The sequence below is a fragment of the Ideonella livida genome (assembly GCF_010499455.1).
Lineage (GTDB): Bacteria > Pseudomonadota > Gammaproteobacteria > Burkholderiales > Burkholderiaceae_C > Ideonella > Ideonella livida.
The window spans coordinates 1-18,203 of sequence record NZ_JAAGOH010000024.1 but is presented as its reverse complement, the minus strand read 5'-3'; the positions used below and the strand labels follow the sequence as shown (position 1 = coordinate 18,203).

20 protein-coding genes are annotated in these 18,203 nt (G+C 71.5%); 12 read left to right on the top strand and 8 right to left on the bottom strand.

Annotated features, from left to right (window positions below):
• Nucleotides 1–2 precede the first annotated feature (2 nt).
• Entirely contained in the window at nt 3–1,058 is a 1,056-nt protein-coding gene (locus tag G3A44_RS17105; protein WP_163458966.1) for a TRAP transporter substrate-binding protein, read from the bottom strand.
• Nucleotides 1,059–1,259: 201 nt separating this feature from the next.
• On the opposite strand from G3A44_RS17105, the gene G3A44_RS17100 reads away from it, so the two are divergent.
• The 4 genes from G3A44_RS17100 to G3A44_RS24140 all read left to right on the top strand — a co-directional run bounded on the left by G3A44_RS17100 (nt 1,260) and on the right by G3A44_RS24140 (nt 5,834).
• On the top strand, nt 1,260–1,709 hold the full coding sequence (locus G3A44_RS17100) for an RpiB/LacA/LacB family sugar-phosphate isomerase (RefSeq protein ID WP_163458965.1): 450 nt from the start codon (nt 1,260–1,262) through the stop codon (nt 1,707–1,709).
• Nucleotides 1,710–1,817: 108 nt separating this feature from the next.
• The gene (locus G3A44_RS17095) at nt 1,818–2,780 is read left to right on the top strand and encodes a sugar-binding transcriptional regulator (RefSeq protein ID WP_163459003.1); all 963 of its coding nucleotides are present in this window, start codon (nt 1,818–1,820) and stop codon (nt 2,778–2,780) included.
• Between the two features lie 183 nt (nt 2,781–2,963).
• Entirely contained in the window at nt 2,964–3,803 is an 840-nt protein-coding gene (locus tag G3A44_RS17090) for an alpha/beta fold hydrolase (protein WP_163458964.1), read from the top strand.
• Between the two features lie 3 nt (nt 3,804–3,806).
• Entirely contained in the window at nt 3,807–5,834 is a 2,028-nt protein-coding gene (locus G3A44_RS24140; RefSeq protein WP_163458963.1) for a hybrid sensor histidine kinase/response regulator, read from the top strand.
• Between the two features lie 79 nt (nt 5,835–5,913).
• Here the strand turns inward: G3A44_RS24140 and G3A44_RS17080 are convergent, their stop codons facing one another.
• From G3A44_RS17080 to G3A44_RS17050, 7 genes are all read right to left on the bottom strand, one after another.
• Complete coding sequence (locus tag G3A44_RS17080; protein WP_163458962.1) at nt 5,914–6,936, bottom strand: transketolase family protein; 1,023 nt, start codon at nt 6,934–6,936, stop codon at nt 5,914–5,916.
• Nucleotides 6,933–7,826, bottom strand: coding sequence for a transketolase (locus G3A44_RS17075; RefSeq protein ID WP_163458961.1), 894 nt, complete (start codon nt 7,824–7,826; stop codon nt 6,933–6,935). Before G3A44_RS17075 ends, G3A44_RS17080 begins: the two co-directional genes overlap by 4 nt.
• Entirely contained in the window at nt 7,823–8,764 is a 942-nt protein-coding gene (locus tag G3A44_RS17070; protein ID WP_239061935.1) for a sugar phosphate isomerase/epimerase family protein, read from the bottom strand. Before G3A44_RS17070 ends, G3A44_RS17075 begins: the two co-directional genes overlap by 4 nt.
• 65 nt (nt 8,765–8,829) lie before the next feature.
• Nucleotides 8,830–10,089, bottom strand: coding sequence for a TRAP transporter large permease (locus tag G3A44_RS17065; RefSeq protein WP_163458960.1), 1,260 nt, complete (start codon nt 10,087–10,089; stop codon nt 8,830–8,832).
• A gap of 18 nt (nt 10,090–10,107) precedes the next feature.
• Complete coding sequence (locus G3A44_RS17060) at nt 10,108–10,623, bottom strand: TRAP transporter small permease (RefSeq protein WP_163458959.1); 516 nt, start codon at nt 10,621–10,623, stop codon at nt 10,108–10,110.
• 90 nt (nt 10,624–10,713) lie between these two features.
• Entirely contained in the window at nt 10,714–11,703 is a 990-nt protein-coding gene (locus G3A44_RS17055) for a TRAP transporter substrate-binding protein (RefSeq protein WP_163458958.1), read from the bottom strand.
• 169 nt (nt 11,704–11,872) lie between these two features.
• Complete coding sequence (locus G3A44_RS17050) at nt 11,873–12,622, bottom strand: SDR family NAD(P)-dependent oxidoreductase (protein WP_163458957.1); 750 nt, start codon at nt 12,620–12,622, stop codon at nt 11,873–11,875.
• Between the two features lie 230 nt (nt 12,623–12,852).
• On the opposite strand from G3A44_RS17050, the gene G3A44_RS17045 reads away from it, so the two are divergent.
• The 8 genes from G3A44_RS17045 (at nt 12,853) to G3A44_RS17010 (ending at nt 18,130) form a co-directional block, all read left to right on the top strand.
• Nucleotides 12,853–13,749 carry a LysR substrate-binding domain-containing protein gene (locus G3A44_RS17045; protein ID WP_163458956.1) on the top strand — a complete coding sequence of 299 codons (897 nt, stop codon included), beginning with the start codon at nt 12,853–12,855 and terminating at the stop codon, nt 13,747–13,749.
• Between the two features lie 106 nt (nt 13,750–13,855).
• A complete protein-coding gene (locus G3A44_RS17040) occupies nt 13,856–14,299 on the top strand; it encodes an SRPBCC family protein (RefSeq protein WP_163459001.1) in 444 nt (147 codons plus the stop codon).
• A 183-nt stretch (nt 14,300–14,482) separates the two neighbouring features.
• Nucleotides 14,483–15,316 carry a hypothetical protein gene (locus G3A44_RS17035; protein WP_163458955.1) on the top strand — a complete coding sequence of 278 codons (834 nt, stop codon included), beginning with the start codon at nt 14,483–14,485 and terminating at the stop codon, nt 15,314–15,316.
• Between the two features lie 13 nt (nt 15,317–15,329).
• On the top strand, nt 15,330–15,869 hold the full coding sequence (locus tag G3A44_RS24135; protein ID WP_163458954.1) for a GTP-binding protein: 540 nt from the start codon (nt 15,330–15,332) through the stop codon (nt 15,867–15,869).
• Nucleotides 15,866–16,249: a roadblock/LC7 domain-containing protein gene (locus G3A44_RS17025; RefSeq protein WP_163458953.1), complete on the top strand. Its 384-nt coding sequence runs from the start codon at nt 15,866–15,868 to the stop codon at nt 16,247–16,249. The genes G3A44_RS24135 and G3A44_RS17025 overlap by 4 nt, the downstream gene beginning before the upstream one ends.
• Nucleotides 16,246–16,632, top strand: a complete 387-nt coding sequence (locus G3A44_RS17020; RefSeq protein WP_163458952.1) for a hypothetical protein — start codon at nt 16,246–16,248, stop codon at nt 16,630–16,632. The genes G3A44_RS17025 and G3A44_RS17020 overlap by 4 nt, the downstream gene beginning before the upstream one ends.
• A 92-nt stretch (nt 16,633–16,724) precedes the next feature.
• On the top strand, nt 16,725–17,084 hold the full coding sequence (locus G3A44_RS17015) for an ATP-binding protein (protein ID WP_163458951.1): 360 nt from the start codon (nt 16,725–16,727) through the stop codon (nt 17,082–17,084).
• An 86-nt stretch (nt 17,085–17,170) separates the two neighbouring features.
• Complete coding sequence (locus tag G3A44_RS17010; protein WP_163458950.1) at nt 17,171–18,130, top strand: acyltransferase family protein; 960 nt, start codon at nt 17,171–17,173, stop codon at nt 18,128–18,130.
• Nucleotides 18,131–18,203 lie beyond the last annotated feature (73 nt).

The window sequence follows — 18,203 nt, the reverse complement described above, 5'->3', positions numbered from 1 at the left end:
GTTCAGAGGCCCGGCTTGCGCGCGGCCTCGGCCGCCTCCGCCAACTGCCGGGTGAAGGCGCCGGTGGGGCCCTCCTGCCAGGCCTGGCGCACGGGCAGGGTGGCGGCCACAAAGGGGTCGGGCTTGACGTAGTTGAGCTTCATGCCGGCCGCCCGCAGGCGCTGGAACATGCGCTCCTCACCCTTGAGCATCAGGTCGCGCTGGTAGCGCGTGGCCTCGGCGGCGGCCTCCTGCAGCACCTGGCGGTCGGCCGGGCTCAGGCGCTCCCAGGTGCGGCCGCTGATCAGCAGGGGCGTGGTCTCGTACTTGTGGTTGGTCAGGCTCAGGTAGGTCTGCACCTCGTAGAGCCTGGCGCTGTAGATGTTGATGAGCGGGTTCTCCTGCCCGTCCACCTGTCCGGCCTTGAGGGCGGCCGGCAGTTCGGAGAACTTCACCGTCTGCGGCGCGGCGCCCAGGGCCTTCATCAGCGCCTCGGTGGTGGGGTCGCTGGGGATGCGCATGCGCAGGCCCTTGAGGTCGGCCGGCGACTGGATGGGCAGCTTGGAGTTGCTCATGTGCCGGAAGCCGTTGTCCCACAGGCCCAGCACCACCAGGCCCTGGGCGGCCGAGAGCCGGCCCAGCTCCTTGCCCACCGGGCCGGAGAGCACGCGCCACACCTGGTACTGCGACTCGAACAGGTAAGGCAGGCCCAGGGCGGCGTATTCGGGCACATGCTTGGCCACCGGGCCCTGGGAGTTGGCGGTGATGTCGATGCGGCCCTCGCGCACCGCCTCCAGCACGGCCGTGTCGTCGCCGCTCTGGTTGGCCGGGCTCACCGTCACCTGCAGGCGCCCGCCGCTGCCCTTGGTCACCAGCTCGGCAAAGCGCTCGGCCGCCTGGTGGCGCGGGTTCTCCTTGGCCGCGCCGTGGGCCAGGGTCAGGGTGAGGGCGGGCGCGGCCCGGGCTGGCAGGGCCAGGCCCGCGGCCGCGGGCAACAGCGCGCCCAGGCCGGCGGCCAGCAGGCGGCGGCGCCGGGCGGTGGTGGGCTGGGCGGCGCGGGGGAGGGAGGTCAAGGTCATGGGCGGTCTCCTGGAAGTGAAGGCGTGGCGGTCTGTGCCGCTTGGCGCCGGGGACACCCGCCACGGCGGGTGCGTGGCAGGGGTGAGCATTTGATTGTGGCGTTGACAAGCGCTCATCCTGCATGCGGTAATTCGCCCCGTGTATGAGCGGATGCTCAGTGTGTGAGCAAATCCGTACCGATGGAACGCCAGGAGACGCACATGAAGATCGCCGTGGGCTGCGACGAAGCCGCATACGACATGAAGGAGGCCATCAAGGCCGAGCTGACCCGTCAGGGTCATGAGGTGGTGGACTTCGGCACGCACGACGGCGCGCCGGTGCTCTACCCGGACATCGGTGTGGCCCTGGCCGAAGGCGTGGCCGCCGGCCAGGCTGAGCGCGGTCTGCTGTTCTGCGGCACCGGCATCGGCATGGCCATCTCGGCCAACAAGGTGCCGGGCATCCGCGCCGCCCAGGCGCACGACACCTACTCGGCCGAGCGCGCCAGCAAGAGCAACGACGCGCAGATCATCACCGTGGGCGCCCGTGTGGTGGGGCTGGAGCTGGCCAAGGCCATCGTGCAGTCCTTCATCAGCAGCCAGTTCGAGCCGCGCTCGCTGCCCAAGATCGAGGCGCTGTCGGCCCACGAGCGGCGCCTGCGCCAGGGCTGAGCCCGACCGGTGGACCCCGCGGCCAGGCGGGTGCCACCGCCCGGCCGCGGTGGGCTCCGACACAATCGCGGCATGAGCACTGCCCCCGTCCCTGCCGCCAGCGGCCCCATGAGCACCGAGGAGCTGACCCGCATCGCCACGCTGTACTACGTGGACGGCCAGACCCAGGAGGAGCTCTCGCGCCGCTTCGGCATCAGCCGGGCCACGGTGGGGCGCATGCTCAAGCGTGCCCAGGACCTGGGCATCGTCGAGATCCGCGTGCAGCACCACCCCACCCTCACGGTGGACCTGGAGCGCGAGCTGGTGCGCCGCTTTGGCATCACCCGCGCCCTGCTGAGCGTGGACCACGCCGACGCCGACAAGCAGCGCGCCCTGCTGGCCGGCCTGGTGGCCACCTGGCTGGACCGCAACCTGAGCGACGAGGCCATCGTGGCCGTGGGCATGGGCCGCAACGTCAGCGCGGTCAGTGAGCACGCCATGCCCGCCGCCCGCCGCCGGCCCACCTTTGTCTGCGCCATTGGCGGCAGCTACCGCGGCGGCGAGACCATGAACCCCGACCACATCTGCCGCCGGCTGGCCGCGCGCTTTGGCGGCGAGAGCGAAACCCTTTACGCCCCGGCCATGGTGGACGACCCGGCCGTGCGCGCCGCGCTGCTGGACAACGACACCGTGCGCCAGAGCCTGGACAAGGCCCGCCGCGCCGACGTGGCCCTGGTGGGCATCGGCGACATGAGCGAGCACAGCAATATGGTGCGCATGGGCTGGTTCAGCGCCCAGGAGATCGGCGAGGCCAAGCGCCAGGGCTCGGTGGGCGACATGATGGGCTACGACTTCATCGACATCCACGGCCAGCCGGCCATGACCCCCATCCAGGGCCGGGTGGTGGGCCTGAACGCCACCGACCTGCGCCGCATCCCCAACGTGATCGCCATCGCCGCGGAGAACAGCAAGGTCACCGCCATCCTGGGGGCCCTGCGCACCGGCACCATCGACACCCTGGCCACCACCGCCAACAACGCCATGGCGGTGCTGCACCTGGACGACGCCACCCGGCCGGCGGCCGGACGCTGAACGGCCCCCGGCGACGCCGCGGGCGGTGGGTCGTCCCCTTGGGGGACTCGACAGCCACCACGAAACAGGAAAAATAGGCTTTTTGCTGGCGGGGAGCCGGCACCGGTGCAGTTTGGCCAGGCGGGTCCCGTGCCCGTCGCCCGGCGGGCGACGTCTCGAACCCATGTCCTGAGCGCCCCCCCGATGTCCTCCTGCCCCCGTGCCTCGATCCTGGCCCGCCACGCCGTCACCGTGCGGGGCCAGGGCCCCCGTACCCTCGTCCTGGCCCACGGCTTTGGCTGCGACCAGTCGGCCTGGAGCCGCCTGATCCCGCACTTCGAGGCCGACTGGCGGGTGGTCAGTTTTGACCACATTGGCGCCGGCGACAGCGACCTCCTGGCCTACGACCCCGACCGCCACGGCAGCCTCTACGGCCATGCCCAGGACATGCTGGACATTGCCCAGGCGCTGGCGCTGGAGGGCGCCGTGCTGGTGGGCCACTCCGCCAGCGCCATGGCCGGCCTGCTGGCCACGCTCCAGGCGCCCGGGCGCTTCTCCCATCTGGCCATGATCGGCCCCTCGCCGCGCTACCTCAACGAGCCGGCGCTGGACGGCCGGCCCGCCTATGTGGGCGGCTTCGAGCGCCCCGACCTCGACGAGATGTTCGACCTCATGGAGATCAACTTCGAGGCCTTTGCCCAGGCCATGGTCCCGCTGGCCCTGCACCAACCCCAGCGGCCCGATCTGGCCCAGGAGCTGGGGCTGAGCTTTGGCCGCATGGACCCGCGTATCGGCCGGCGCTGGGCGCGGGCCATCTTCCTGTCCGACCACCGTGACGCACTGCCCCGCGTGGCGGTGCCCACCCTGGTGCTGCAGTGCCGCGACGATGCCCTCGCGCCCCAACCGGTGGCGGAGATGATGGTGGCCCGCATGCCCGGCAGCACGCTGCACATGCTGCCGGCCAGCGGCCACTTTCCCCACCTCAGCCATGCCGACGAGGTGGCCGCGGCGCTGCGCGACTGGCTGAGCCGTCAGGGTTGCTGAGGCATGACCGCCCCGACGGCCGCGCCCCTTCTGCCTGCCGAGCTGCTGGCCCTGCCGGGGGCCGTGGCCGCCTTTGACGACGGCGGGCGGCTGCACTGGGGCAATCCTGCGCTGTGGCGCCTGCTTGATGAGCCGGCGCCGGCCGGGTCCGGCCCTTTGCCCCGTGCCCGGCTGGCCGAGCTTTTCACGCCCGCCGCGCGGCTGGTCTACCAGACCGGCGTGCTGCCGGTGCTGCTGGCCACCGGCCGGGTGGACGAGGCCTACCTGACCCTGCGCGGTGCGCCGGGCGCGCAGGTGCCGGTGGTGGCCAATTTCTGCCGCTGGCGCCCCGCGGGCGCGGCCGATCCGGGCACCCTGAACCTGGTGGTGCTGGTCCAGCTGCGCGACCGCAAGCGCCTGGACGCCGCCTTGCTGCGTGCCCGGCGCACCAGCGAGCAGGTGCCTGGCGTGCTCTGCCAGCTGCTGCTGCCTGCCGATGGCCGGCCGCGGGTGCCCTGGAGCAACGAAGCCCTGGCCCTGCTGCTGGACGTGTCGCTGGAGGCGATGCAGCAGGACGCCCGGCTCCTGCTGCACCGTGTGCTGGCCGCCGACCGGCCTGCCCTGCAGGCCAGCCTGCGGCAGTCGGCGGCCGACATGGCCCCCTGGCACCACACCTTCCGGGTGCGGGTGCGGGGTCGGGTGCATTGGCTGCAGGGACGGGCCACGCCCCAGGCCTTGGCCGAGGGGGGCATGGTCTGGCACGCCTACCTGGAGGACGTGACCGAGCACCGCCAGTTGCAGCAGCGCCTGCTGGACCAGGAGGTTGCTGCCCGGGCCGCGCAGGCCAAGACCTTGTTCCTGGCGCGCGTCAGCCACGAGCTGCGCACCCCGCTCAACGCTGTGCTGGGCTTCACCCGGCTGCTGGAGGCCGACCCCACGCTGGCCCTCAGCCCCATCCAGCGGCGCCACCTGAACCAGATTGCCCATGCCGGCCATGCCCTGCTGGCCCTGGTCAACGACCTGCTGGACCTGCACCGCCTGGACAGCGGTGGCGAGGTGCTGGCGCCCCAGGTCTGCGGGCTGGAGGCCCTGGTGGCCGATGCCTGCCAGCTGGTGGAGCCCCTGCTGCGGGGCGCCCACCTCACGCTGCACCAGAGCGTGCCCATGGGCCTGCAGGTCTGGGCCGACCCGCGCCGCCTGAGCCAGTGCCTGCTCAACCTGCTGTCCAACGCCATCAAATACAACCGGGCCGGCGGGCTGGTGCAGGTGCAGGCCTTGAGTCAGGCTGGCGAGGTGGGGTTGGCGGTGCGCGACACCGGGCACGGCCTGAGCGAGGCCCAGCGCGAGCACCTGTTCGAGGCCTTCAACCGCCTGGGCGCCGAGCAGCAGGGGCAGGAGGGCACCGGCCTGGGCCTGGTGATCACCCGCAGCCTGATGCAGCGCATGGGGGGGCGCATCGAGGTGCAGAGCCAGCTGGGGCTGGGCAGCTGCGTGACCCTGTGGCTGCCGGCTGCGCCCCCGCCCCCGCCGCAGGGCGGTGCGGCGCCCGGGTCGCCGGTGTTCGAGGGCCCCGGCCAGGCGCGGGTCGTGGGGCAGGCGGCGGGACAGGACGCCCCGGCAGCCGCACCGCTGCCGTCCTTGCCCTTGGTGCTGTATGTGGACGACGGCCCGCTCAACCTGGTGCTGATCCAGGCCGTGGCCGCACAGGCCAGTGCCTGGCGGCTGGCCTGCGCCGCCGATGGGGCCGAGGCCCTGGCCCTGGCGGCCCAGGAGCCGCCGCACCTGCTGCTGCTGGACCTGAGCCTGCCCGACATGGACGGCGCCACCCTGCTGCGCCAGCTGCGGGCCCTGCCGGGCCTGGCGCAGGTGCCGGCGGTGGCGGTCTCCGCCCACGACCGGACCCATGCCCAGGCCCTGGGGCTGGCACAGCCCTTTGACCATTACTGGACCAAGCCGCTGGACCTGGCGCGGGTGCGTCAGGCGCTGGACGGCTGGCAGGCCGGGGCCGGCCTGCCGGACGAGCTGGGCTGGAGCCCGCCGCCGCGGGCCTGAGCGGCAGCGCCGCGCCACCGGCACCTGCGGTCCCGCCCGAGTGGGGCGCCACAGGGGCCGGCGCCGCAGCGCGCACGCTTCAGACCAGCCAACCCTTGATGCGGGCGGCCAGCGCGTCACGGCTGATGCCGTAGAGGTCGTGCAGCGTGGGCAGGGCGCCGGCCTTGAGGTAGGCGTCGGGCAGGCCGGCCAGCTCAAAGCGGGTGGGCATGACCCGGGCGCGCATCAGGGCGCTGCTCACCGCCTCGCCCAGGCCGCCGATGACGGTGTGGTTCTCGGCCACCACCACCAGGCGGCCTTCTCGGCGGCAGGCCTCCACGATCGTGGCCTCGTCCAGCGGCTTGAGGGTGGGCACGTGCAGCACGCCCACATCCACGGCGTCGGCCGCCAGCGCGGTGGCCACCTCCAGCGCGCGCATGGTCATCAAGCCGGTGGAGACGATGAGCACGTCGCGCCCATCGCGCAGCAGCTTGGCACGGCCCAGCTCGAACTGGTAGTTGTATTCGTCCAGCACACGTGGCACCTGGCCGCGCAGCAGGCGCATGTAGACCGGGCCGGCGTGCGCGGCGATGGCCGGCACCGCCTGCTCGATTTCCAGCGCGTCGCAGGGGTCGATGACGGTCATGCCGGGCATGGCGCGCATCAGCGCCAGGTCTTCGCAGGCCTGGTGGCTGGGGCCGTAGCCGGTGGTCAGGCCGGGCAGCGCGGCGCAGATCTTCACCGGCAGGCCTTCTTCGCTGATGGCCTGGTGGATGAAGTCGTAGGCGCGCCGGGTGGCGAACACGGCGTAGGTGGTGGCAAAGGGCACAAAGCCCTCGTGCGCCAGGCCGGCGGCCGCACCCATGAGCACCTGCTCGGCCATGCCCATCTGGAAGAAGCGCTGCGGCTGCTGCTGGGCAAAGATGTGCAGGTCGGTGTACTTGGCCAGGTCGGCGGTCAGGCCCACGATGTCGGGGCGCTGCTCGGCCAGGGCGGCCAGGGCATGGCCGAAGGGCGCGGGGGTGGTGCGCTGGCCCTCGCCGGCGATGCTGGCGATCATGGCGCTGGTTTTCAGGCGCACCTTGGGGGCGGCGGCGGGCGCGTTGGCAACGGCGGTGTTCATGCGGCAGCTCCTGGGACGGGGGCTTGGGCGGGGGTGTCCAGCGCGGCCAGGGCCAGCGCCCATTCCTCGGCTTCCACGCGGATGAAGTGCGCCTTGTCGCGCGATTCCAGGAAGGGCACGCCGCGGCCCAGCTTGGTGTCGGCAATCAAGATGCGCGGGGCGCTGCCGGGGGCGGCGCGCAGCGCGGCCAGGGCCTGGCGCACGGCGGCCAGGTCGTTGCCGTCCACGCGGCGCACGATCCAGCCGAAGGCGGCCCATTTGTCGGCCAGAGGTTCGTAGCGCATCACGCCGCTGCACGGGCCGTCGGCCTGCATGTTGTTGGCGTCCACGATGGCCAGCAGGTTCGACAGGCCGTGGTGGGCGGCGGCCTGGGCGGCCTCCCAGGTGCTGCCTTCGTCCAACTCACCGTCGCCCATCAGGTTGACGACCCAGCGGTCCGAAGCCTTTTGCTTCAATCCCAGGGCCATGCCCACGGCAATCGTCAGCCCCTGGCCCAGCGAGCCGCCCGAGATCTCCATGCCCGGCGTGTACTGCGCCATGCCGCTCATGGGCAGGCGGCTGTCGTCGCTGCCGTAGGTGTCCAGCTCGGCCTCGGGGATGACGCCGGCCTCGATCAGCGCGGCATAGAGGGCGATGGCGTAGTGGCCGCAGGACAGCAAGAAGCGGTCGCGCCCTTCCCACTTCGGTTCGGCCGGGTCGTACTGCAGAAACTCGCCGTAGAGGGCGGCCAGCACGTCGGCAATGCCCAGGGCCTGGCCTACATAGCCCTGGCCCTGCACCTCGCCCATGCGCACCGCCAAGCGGCGGATGCGCTGGGCGCGCTGCTGCAACGCGGCCAGGGTGGCGGGCGCGGCGTCGGCCTGTGGCGGACGTTCAAGAACGGCAGTCATGAGGAAAGCTCCGAGGTGGAAGAAGTCGTGGCCGCGGCCGAGCCTGGGTCCAGATGGCGGTGCACAAAGGCCAGGGCTTCAGCCAGGCGGGCCTCGATGTCGGCCAGGGGCACGCGCCAGGCCGAGCGGCTGGGCTGGGCGTCGGGGCCGCGGTGCAGGCGCATGGGGATCTCGATGCTCAGATGCAGCGAAGCGGGGGTGGCGGCCAGGGCCTGCACGATGCGGTCGCAGCCGATCTCACCCTCACCCAGGCCGGTGAAGAAGTAGCCCTGCGGGGTGCGGCGCACGTCCTTGATGTGGGTGTGCACGCACAGCGGCAGGGCGGCCAGGGCGTCGGCCACGGTGTCCACGCCGGGGCGGTGGGAGATGGTGTTGCCGGCGTCGTAGTTCAGGCCCACATGCGGGTGCCCGATGCGCTGCAGCAGGCCCGGGCCGTCGGCAGCCACGTTGAGCAGGTTGTCGCTGCCATCGCCCGGGTTCTCCAGGCCGATCACCAGGCCCAGCTCCTCGGCCAGGCGGGCCAGTTGCTGGATGTTCTGGTGAAAGCGCGCGGCGTTGCTGCGGGCGGCGGCGTTGGTGTTGATGACCTTGGCGCCGATGCGCGCCGCAAAGGCCATGCGGCCGGCGAACACGGTCAGCGCATCGGGCCGGCCCAGGTCGATGTGGCTGGACATCGCGTGGCATTGGATGCCGGCATCGGCCAGCCAGCGGGCGTATTCCACGGCCCGGGCCTCGGTGAAGGCGCTCTCGTCAAAGGGCTCGGTGTAGCCCACGATGTAGGCCGGCTCCACATGGGTGGCGCCGATGCGCGCCAGGCTCTCCAGCATGTGCGGGGCGGGGTAGCCGTCAAAGGGGGCGCCGGAGATGGAGACGGTGCGGGCAGCGGAGGACGCAGCCGCCCCCCTGCCAGCGCCAGCCGGCATGGAATGGGGTTGCATGGTGGGGCTCTTGTCGTGAGGGGGGAGGGGCGCGGGCCGGCCAGCGGCTGGCCCGCTCAGGAGCGTCAGCGGAAGATGGCCGCCGGCACGTAGGACACCAGGGCAAGCACGCCAAAGGCCACGAGGTAGAAGGGGCCCAGTTCCTTGACGGTCTGGCCGACCTTGACCTTGGCCACCGCGCTGGTGATGAACAGCGTGGTGCCCACCGGCGGGGTGTACAGGCCGATGGCCAGGTTCACCGTCATCATGATGCCCAGCTGCACCAGGTCCATGCCGATGGCGTTGGCCAGGGGCACGAACACCGGGGTCAGCAGCAGCACGGCGGCGGGCAGGTCGATGAACATGCCGCAGACCAGCATCAGCAGGTTCATCAGCAGGATGATCACCCAGGGGTTGTCCATCCACTGCTGGGCCCAGCCCACCACGCCGTCGGGCATGCGGTCAAAGGTCAGCAGCCAGCCGATGGCGGCCGAGGCCATGATCACCAGCAGCACCACGCCGGTGGCCAGGCCCGCCTCCACGATGGCGTGGTGCAGACGCTTGAGGCCCAGGTCACGGTACACCGCCGCCGAGACCACGCCGGCGTACAGGGTGGACAGCACGGCCACCTCGGTGGGGGTGGCGATGCCAAAGCGCAGGAAGACGATGATCAGCACCGGCAGCACCAGGGCGGGCGAGGCGTAGAGCAGCTGCTGGCTGAACACGCTCCACTCCAGCTTGCGGGTGTCGCGGGGGAAGTTGCGGCGCTTGCCCACCCACCAGCAGGCCACCATGAAGCCCGCACACATCAGGAAGCCCGGCAGCAGGCCGGCGACGAACAGCGAGGCCACCGAGGTGTTGGAGGACAGCGCGAACAGGATCATCGGGATCGACGGCGGGATCAGGATGTCGATGGTGGCCGCCGCCGCCAGCGTGGCCGCCGAGAAGGCCGGCGGGTAGCCCAGGCGCTTCTGCCAGGGGATCAGCAGCGAGCCGATGGCCGAGGCGTCGGCCACCGCCGAGCCCGAGACGCCGCCGAAGATGGTGGACGACAGCACGCCCACCTGGCCTGGGCCGCCGTGGAAGCGGCCGATCAGGCTGGAGAGCACGCCAATGAGCGCCTCACCGAGCTTGCCGCCCATCATGAGCGTGCCGGTGAGCATGAAGAAGGGAATGGCGATCAGCGGAAAGCTCTGCACCTGCGCCACCATCTGCTGCACCAGCAGGTCCAGCGGCACGCGGTCGGAGGTGGCGGCCGCGGCCATGGCGGCGGCCAGCAGGGCGTGGGCGATGGGCATGGCCGCCACCGCGCAGACGCCGAAGACGAGAAGGATGAGTCCGGTCATGTCAGGGGTCTCCGGGGGTCAGGCCACGTGCACGTCGGGGGCGGGGGCGTCATGCAGCACGCCGGCGCCCAGGTGGCCGCGCAGCGCCTCCCAGGCCGAGACCAGGGCCAGCACCGCCAGCATGGCCATGCCGCCCATCACGCAGCTGTAGGTCACCGAGCCGGGCACCTGCAGGATGGGCGACTTCTCGTCGGCCACGATCTCCAGCATGTCCCAGGTGGCCTTGGACAAGGTGCCGTACAGGCCGGCCACGGCCAGCCACACGGTGACCGACACCCCACGGCGCACGGCCGCCGGCACGGCCTCCATCAGGAAGCTGGTGGTGATGTGCGCGCCATGCGCGGCGCCCAGCACCACGCCGGCCATCACCAGCCAGGGAAACAGCAGCTCGGGCAGCTCGGCCGCCCACTGCAGGCTGGCGCCGGTGCTGTAGCGCAGCACCGTGTTGACGCACAGGATGACGAAGATGGCCGCGGTGGTCAGCCACATCACGGTCTGGCAGGTGAGCACGATGGCCCGTTCGAGGAACTTCATGGCAACGGTCCGGCAGCGGGCGGCGGCAGGCACGCCCGGGGTGGGGTCGCGGGGCCCGGCGCGCAGGCGCGGCGCCGGGCGTTCTGCGGCTTACTTGCCGCGGGCGGCGGCGATCACCTTCTTGACGAAAGGGCCGATGGGGCTGGCCATCCACTTGTCGTCCACCGCGGCGGTGGCCTGCTCGAAGGCCGCCTTGTCCACGGCATCCACCCGCACGCCCTTGGCCTTGAGGTCGGCCACCAGCTTGTCGTCGGCCTCCTGCGAGAGCTTGCGCTGCAGCGCGGTGGCCTCGGCGGCGGCGTCGTGCAGCACCTTGCGGTCGGCCTCCGACAGGCGCTCCCAGCTGCGCTTGCTCATCAGGAAGGGCGTCATCTCGTACTTGTGGCCGGTCAGCGAGATGAACTTGTTGACCTCATAGAGCTTGCTGGCGTGGATGTTCATCAGCGGGTTCTCCTGCCCGTCCACCACCCCCTGCTGCAGCGCCACGTACAGCTCGGCAAACTTGATCTGCTGCGCCTCGGCGCCCAGCGCCTTCATGATGTCCACCGTCACCGCGTCGGGCGGGGTGCGCATCTTCAGGCCCTGCAGGTCGGCCGGCTTGAGGATGGGCTTCTTGCTGTTGGACATGTGGCGCACGCCGTTGTCCCAGTAGCCCAGCACCACCACACCCTTGTCAAAAGACTTCTGCGCCAGCTCCTGGCCCAGCGGGCCGTCCAGCACCTTCCAGGCCTGCGGCAGGCTCGGGAACAGGAAGGGCATGCCAAAGGCCGCGTACTCCGGCACCACCGCGGCCACCGCGCCCTGCGAGTTGGCCGACAGGTCCAGCGCGCCGGTGCGCAGCGCCGTCACCATGGCCGCGTCGTCGCCCAGCTGGGCCGAGGGCGAGACCTGCACCTCGATGCGGCCGCCGGTCTTGGCCTTGACCAGCTCGGCGAACTTGACCGAGGCCTCGTGGCGCGGGTTGCCCGGCGCGGCGCCGTGGCCCAGCGAGAGCTTGACGGTCTGGGCCTGGGCGGCCAGGGGCAGGGCCAGGACGGCGGCCAGCGCCAGCGCGGCGCGGGTGAAGGTGTGGCGTTGCATGGTCAGTGTCTCCGGGGGATGCCGGGGGGCATCACAAAGTGGCTTGTGGTGTGCGGCCGGCGGTCTGCGCCGCCAGCTCGTGAGGCCCGCCAGGTGGCCACGATCGGAGGCGATCATGGCCCGGCCGCGGGCCGCGGCCGTGGTGTGGAACCCTAGTGTCCGGGGCCAATCAATGGATCAGCATGCCGCCGTTCACGTCCAGCGTGACGCCGGTGAGGTACTTGGCCAGGTCGGAGGCCAGGAACACCACGCAGCCGGCCACGTCCTTGGGCTCGCCGATGCGGTTCAGGGGGATCTGCTCCAGGATGCCCTTCATGCGGTCCTCGGGGATCAGGCCCTTGTTGATGTCGGTGGCGATCAGGCCCGGGGTGACGGCGTTGACGCGGATGCCGTCGATGCCGAACTCACGCGCCATCGCACGGCCCAGGCCCAGCATGCCGGCCTTGGCGGCCGAGTAATGCGGGCCGCCCAGGATGCCGCCGCCGCGCTGGGCAGACACCGACGAGGTGTTGATGATCGAGCCGGACTTCTGCTCGCGCATGGCCGGAATCACCGCCTGCGACATGTACAGCATGCCGCGCAGGCTCACGTCCAGCACGGCGTCGTAGTCGGCGCCGGTGATGTCCAGCGTCTTGCGCGGCTGGGTGATGCCGGCGTTGTTGAACAGGATGTCGATGCGGCCCAGCTTGGCCAGCACCTCGGCCACCGCGCGCTCGCAGGAGGCCTTGTCCACCACGTCGGCCACCACGCCCAGGTGCTGCGCGCCTAGCAGGGCGGCGGCTTCGGCGGGTTTGGCGCGCTCCAGGTCGGCGATGACCACGGTGGCGCCCTGCTCGGCCATCATCTTGGCGGTGGCAAAGCCCAGGCCGTTCAGGCCGGCGCCGCCGGTGATCAGGGCCACTTTGTTCTTCAACAGCATTGCATGTCTCCAGGGGGATCGGGAAGCGCTCCTGCGGGGACGGATGAGGGATCGAGGAGCGATGGCCGCGATTCTTTGGGGCTGGCAACATGACAACAAGCGATAGTATTTCAGGGTTACATGAAGGATTGTCATGATGCGCCGCACCCCAGGGTTCCCCCTGTTGTGGCGGACGGGCCGACTCAGGCAAGCGTCCGGCGTGATGGTCTTCACATCCTGAGGAAGCCCCCATGGCGCGTCTGCCCCCCTTGCCCACCCTGCAGGCCTTCGAGGCCGTGGCCCGGCGCCGCAGCTTTGCGCTGGCCGCTACCGAGCTGGCGCTGACCGCTTCGGCCGTCAGCCACCAGATCGCCAAGCTCGAGGACTTCCTGGGCGTCAAGCTCTTTGACCGCAGCGCCCAGGGCGTGCGCCTGAGCGCTGCCGGCGAGGGCTACCTGCGCCGGGTGGCCGGGGCGCTGGGCGCCATCGGCGCGGCCACCGACGATGTGCGCCAGGGCGTGCGCAACAGCCTCTATGTGCACGCCAGCCCCAGCTTCGCCAGCCTCTGGCTCATGCCGCGGCTGGCCAGCTTTGCCCAGGAGTGCCCGGGCATCTCGCTGTTCCTTTCGGCTTCGCCCACCCACAGCGATTTCGCCCTGGGACAGGCCGACCTGGACATCCGTTACGGCCGGCCGCAGTGGCCCGACCTGGTGGTCGAGCCTCTGTTCGAGGAGCGCATCCTGCCGGTGGCCAGCCCGGCCTTCATTGCCCGCCACGGCCTGCGCGAGCCTGCCGACCTGCTGCACACGCCCCTCATCCAGTCCACGGTCAGCATCGTGCAGTGGACCGACTGGTTGGCTGCGCGCGGCGTCACCCAGGCGCCGGAGCGCTTTGCCCTGCGCTTTGACCGTGCGCAGCTGGCGTTGGACGCTGCGGTGCAGGGGCTGGGCGTGGCGCTGGAGAGCGCCACCATCGCCGGCACCCACCTGGCCGAGGGCCGGCTGGCGCCCCTGTTCGACCCCGGCTGGGCCGTGCCGCTGCAGGCACATTTCCTGGTGTATCCGGCCCGCCATGCCAAACGGCCCGAAGTCGAGGCCTTTAACCGGTGGCTGCAGGCGCAGGCCGGCCTGGCGGCTTCGGCGGGCTGAGCGCCGACCCAGCGGCCGCCGGGCATGCCACCATGGCCACGCCGGCGCCAGCCGGTCCCTTCCATCGCCGCCCAGGAGCCCCGCCATGTCTACCACCCCCGTGTCTCTGCCGCCCGGCACCGTGCGCCTGCACCGTGTGATCCGCACCACGCCCGAGCGCATCTACCAGGCGTTCCTCAGTCCGCAGGCCATGGCCAAGTGGCTGCCGCCTCACGGCTTCACCGCCACCGTGCACGAGATGGACGCCCGCGTGGGCGGGCACTACCGCATGAGCTTCACCGACTTTGCCAGCGGCCACAGCCACAGCTTTGGCGGCGAGTACCTGGAGCTGGTGCCCGGCGAGCGGCTGCGCTACACCGCACAGTTCGACGACCCCCAGCTGCCGGGGCAGATGACCACCACCGTGCGCCTGACCGGCGTGTCCTGCGGCACCTTGATGGAGGTCGAGCAGGGCGGCATCCCCTTTGCCATCCCGGTGGAGGCCTGCCACCTCGGCTGGCAGGAGTCGGTGCAACTGCTCACCCTGCTGCTCGAGGGCTGCCAGGGCTGAGGGCCACCTGCTGCGCCCGTGGGGGAGGAGTGGTCAGATGGGTTTGACAGGCGGTAGTTGAAAATGTCAAGCGCTTACAAATAACCATCTAATTTTGTGGGTGCTCCGGCCGACATCGTCTTTTCGAGATCAGGGTTCATACTGATCGCAGAAGACGATTCAGTCTCCTGCGGGGAGGCCGCCGTGAAAGATTACCGACTGTCCATGGATGGGCTGCCGCCGGCAGAAGGCCAGCGGCTGCGCGTCTTCATGCAGTACCTGGACGTCAGCCATGGCGTCACTTGGCACTTGGCGGCGCCCGAAGAAGGGGTGGACTTGCTGCTCTGGGGCCACGAGACGCCGCCCGATCCTCAGCGCCACCCCCACCGTCTGCTGGCTTGGGTGCTGCCGCCGGAGGCCCCCCACCTCCAGCGCGACCTCGAACTCCACCGCCCCTGCCAGCTCGAAGGTTTCGTCGGCCTGCTGCGCCGCGCCGAGCTGCGCCTGGCCCTGTTGGCCGCCGGTCACGGCCGTCGCGTGGCGGCCACACCACCGCCTGCAGAAATGCAGACCGTGCCGGCGGCCGCGCGCCAATCCCTGCCGCCGCCTGCCGGGGTGACCCACCCCCCGCGGCCCGCCGGCCCGGCGCCGGCCCCGTCCGGCACCCGTTTCTACCGGCTGCGCCGCTGGCCCGATCGCGGGCTGCTGGGCGGACATCCCCTGCACCTGCGCCTGGCCGGCTACCTGGCCACCCGGCCGCTGCCCCTGGCGCAGATCAGCCGGCTCTCGGGCCTGTCGGCCGCGCAATGCCAGGACTTTCTGGACCTGCTGGAACACCACCAGCTGCTGGACGTCTGCGTGGGCGCGCCGCCCCCGCCCCCGCCCCCGCCGGCCTTGCGTGCTGCGCCCGTGACCATCGACGCCAACCCGGCGCCGCGGCGCTCGGCCGGTGTGGCCGACGGCCCCCCGGCCCGCGCCCCCGCGCCGGCGCCCGCAGGCTTCATTTCGCGCCTGCGCAGCCACCTGGGCCTGAACTGAGGAGAGTTCCTGGATGGAAGCCAAGATCGTGTTCACCGGTCCGCCTGGGGCGGGCAAGACCACGGCCATTGCCGCGATCAGCGACGAGCCGCCGGTCAACACCGACGTGGCCAATCACGATCCCCAGCTCGGCAAGGCGCAGACCACGGTGGGCCTGGACTTTGGCCTGCTGCGCCTGGGGCCGCAGGAGCAGGTCCGCCTCTTCGGCACGCCGGGGCAGGGCCGCTTCGACTTCATGTGGCGCATCCTGGCGCGTGAGGCCCTGGGCCTGGTGCTGCTGCTGGACAACAGCCGCCCGGACCCGGTGGACGACCTGGTCCAGTTCCTCGATGGCCTGGGTGAGGCGCTGGAGGGGGTGGCCTGCGCGGTGGGCGTGGGACGCACCGAGTCGCACCCGCAGCCCACGGTGGAGGCGCTGATGGATGCGCTTCAAGCCCGCGGTCAGGTGTATCCGGTGATGGCGGTGGATGTGCGGCGGCGTGAGGACGTGCTGCTGCTGCTGGACACGGTGCTGGCCCAGGCCGAGGCCGGGGTGTGGGAGGACATGGCATGAAGATCGACGACGCGCTGCAGGCGCGCTGCGCCCAGGCGGCTCAGGCCCTGCTGGGACGGCTGGAAGACGCGCGGCTGGTGGTCATTGCCACCGAGGACGGCTTTGACGTGGCCAGTGCCGGCCGCGACGGCGCTGAGCCCGCCCGCCTGGCCGCCATGACCAGTTCCATCGCCGCCATTGCCGAAGCGGCAGGCCGCGAGGTGGCGCTGGGGGAGGTCAACAGCTTTGTGGTCGAGGCCCAGGGCGGCTACCTGGTGCTGCGGCCCTGTCGCAGCGCCGGCGTACGCCTGGTCCTGGCCGCCCTCACCGGTCGCCAGGGCCTGCTGGGCCTGGTCATGCATGCCGTGGCCGAGGCGGCCCGCGGACTGGAGGCGGCATGAAGGCGCAAGTGCTCGCGCAGGTCCTGCAGGACATGGTGGGCGAGGCGCCGGGTGTGCTGGGCTGCGCCCTGGTGGAGGCTGGCAGCGGTCTGCTGTGGCAGCGGGCCGGGCAGGACTTCGGGCCGCACCTGGTCTGGGAAGCCGCGGTGGACTACTGGCGGCTGCAGGAGCGCCTGCACGGCCATTTCGAGCCCCTTGGCCCGCTGGGCGCGGCCACGCTGCACCACCGCCTGGGTGTGGTGGTGGTGCTGCCCTGCGTGCCTGAGCATCCGCTGCTGCTGGTGGCCGTGGGCCGGCACCGCGAAGTGGACTGGGCCGCGTGGCAACACCTCAACCTCCGCCTGGCCGCCCTGCTGCGCCAGGCCATGGCGCCGGCTGCCTGAGACCGGACACCTCACACCAGGACCGCCGGCGCACGAAGGGGACGCCGTGCGGTCTGCCTGTAGAAGTTCCCCCCAAAACCGCGAGAAGCAAGATGGCAACGATTCGACAAACCCTGGATGAACTGATGACCTGCGACGGCGCCATGTGCGCTGCGGTGGTCGATTCGGAGAGCGGCATGATGCTGGGCTCCACCGGCTCCGGCGTGGACCTGGAAGTGGCCGCGGCCGGCAACACCGAGGTGGTGCGCGCCAAGCTCAAGACCATGCGCCAGCTGGGCCTGAACGACGTGATCGAGGACATCCTGATCACCCTGGGCAAGCAGTACCACCTGATCCGCCCGTCCTCGCGCAAGGAAGGCACTTTCGTCTACTTCGTGCTGGACAAGGGTAAGAGCAACCTGGCCCTGGCCCGGCGCAAGCTGCAGGACGTGGACAAGAACCTGACGTTCTGAGCCGGGGCTGAACCCGCCGTGGCGGCGGCGCCGGGCCGCGCGCACACGTATAGTCCGCGGCCCCCCCAGCCGCTGCGTCCGCCGCCATGACCCACCGCCCCGACATCCAGGCCCTGCGTGGCTGGGCCGTGGCCCTGGTGGTGCTCTACCACGCCGGCGTCCCCGGCCTTTCGGCCGGCTACCTCGGGGTGGACCTGTTCTTCGCGGTCTCGGGCTACCTCATCACCGGCCTCGTGCGGGAGGCGGTGGACGCCGGCCGCTTCAGCCTGGCCGGTTTCTGGCTGCGGCGCCTCTGGCGCCTCATGCCCGCTGCCCTGGTCACCCTGGCGGCCACCACGCTGGGGGCCGCCGCCCTGCTGGATGCGCCGGAGTGGCGCGACTACCAGGCCCAGCTGGCCGGCGCCCTGGGCTGGAGCGCCAACCTGGTGCTCTGGGGGCAGGGCGGCTACTTTGCCGGGGCCGCCGCCGAGAAGCCCCTGTTGCACACCTGGTCGCTGGCCGTGGAGGAGCAGTACTACCTGCTGCTGCCCCCGCTGCTGGTGTGGGTGGTGCCCCGCCTGCGCTGGCGGGCGGTGGTGGCCGCCCTCAGCCTGGCCAGCCTCGGCCTGATGGCCTGGCTGCAGCAGCACGCGCCCGACGCCGCCTTCTACCTGCTGCCCGCCCGGGCCTGGGCGCTGGGCCTGGGGGCCTGGGTGGCGCTGGGCCCGGCCGGTGGCCCGGCGCCCACCCCCCCGCACCGCACGGCCTGGGCCCGTGGCCTGGCCATGGCCGTGCTGGTGGCCCTGCCGCTGTGGCCCTGGCCGCAGCAACTGGGGCCCCACCCGGGGCTGGCGGCGGCCGGGATGGTGGCGGCCACTGCGGTGCTGCTGCGCCTGCCGGGTCCCGTGCCTGCCGGGCGGATGCTGGGCCGTCTCCTGGTCTGGCTGGGTGACCGCTCCTACGCGCTCTATCTGGTGCACTGGCCGCTGCTGGCCCTGCTGCAGCACGCCTGGATGGGTAGCCCTGGGCCGGGCCAGCCTGGTGGCAACAATAGCCTGTCCCTGTAGCAGCAAGTCCCCTGGCCAATAGGCGCACTTTGAACGAACTGACGGTCGAATGCGGAAGTGCTTTGCCTCAAGC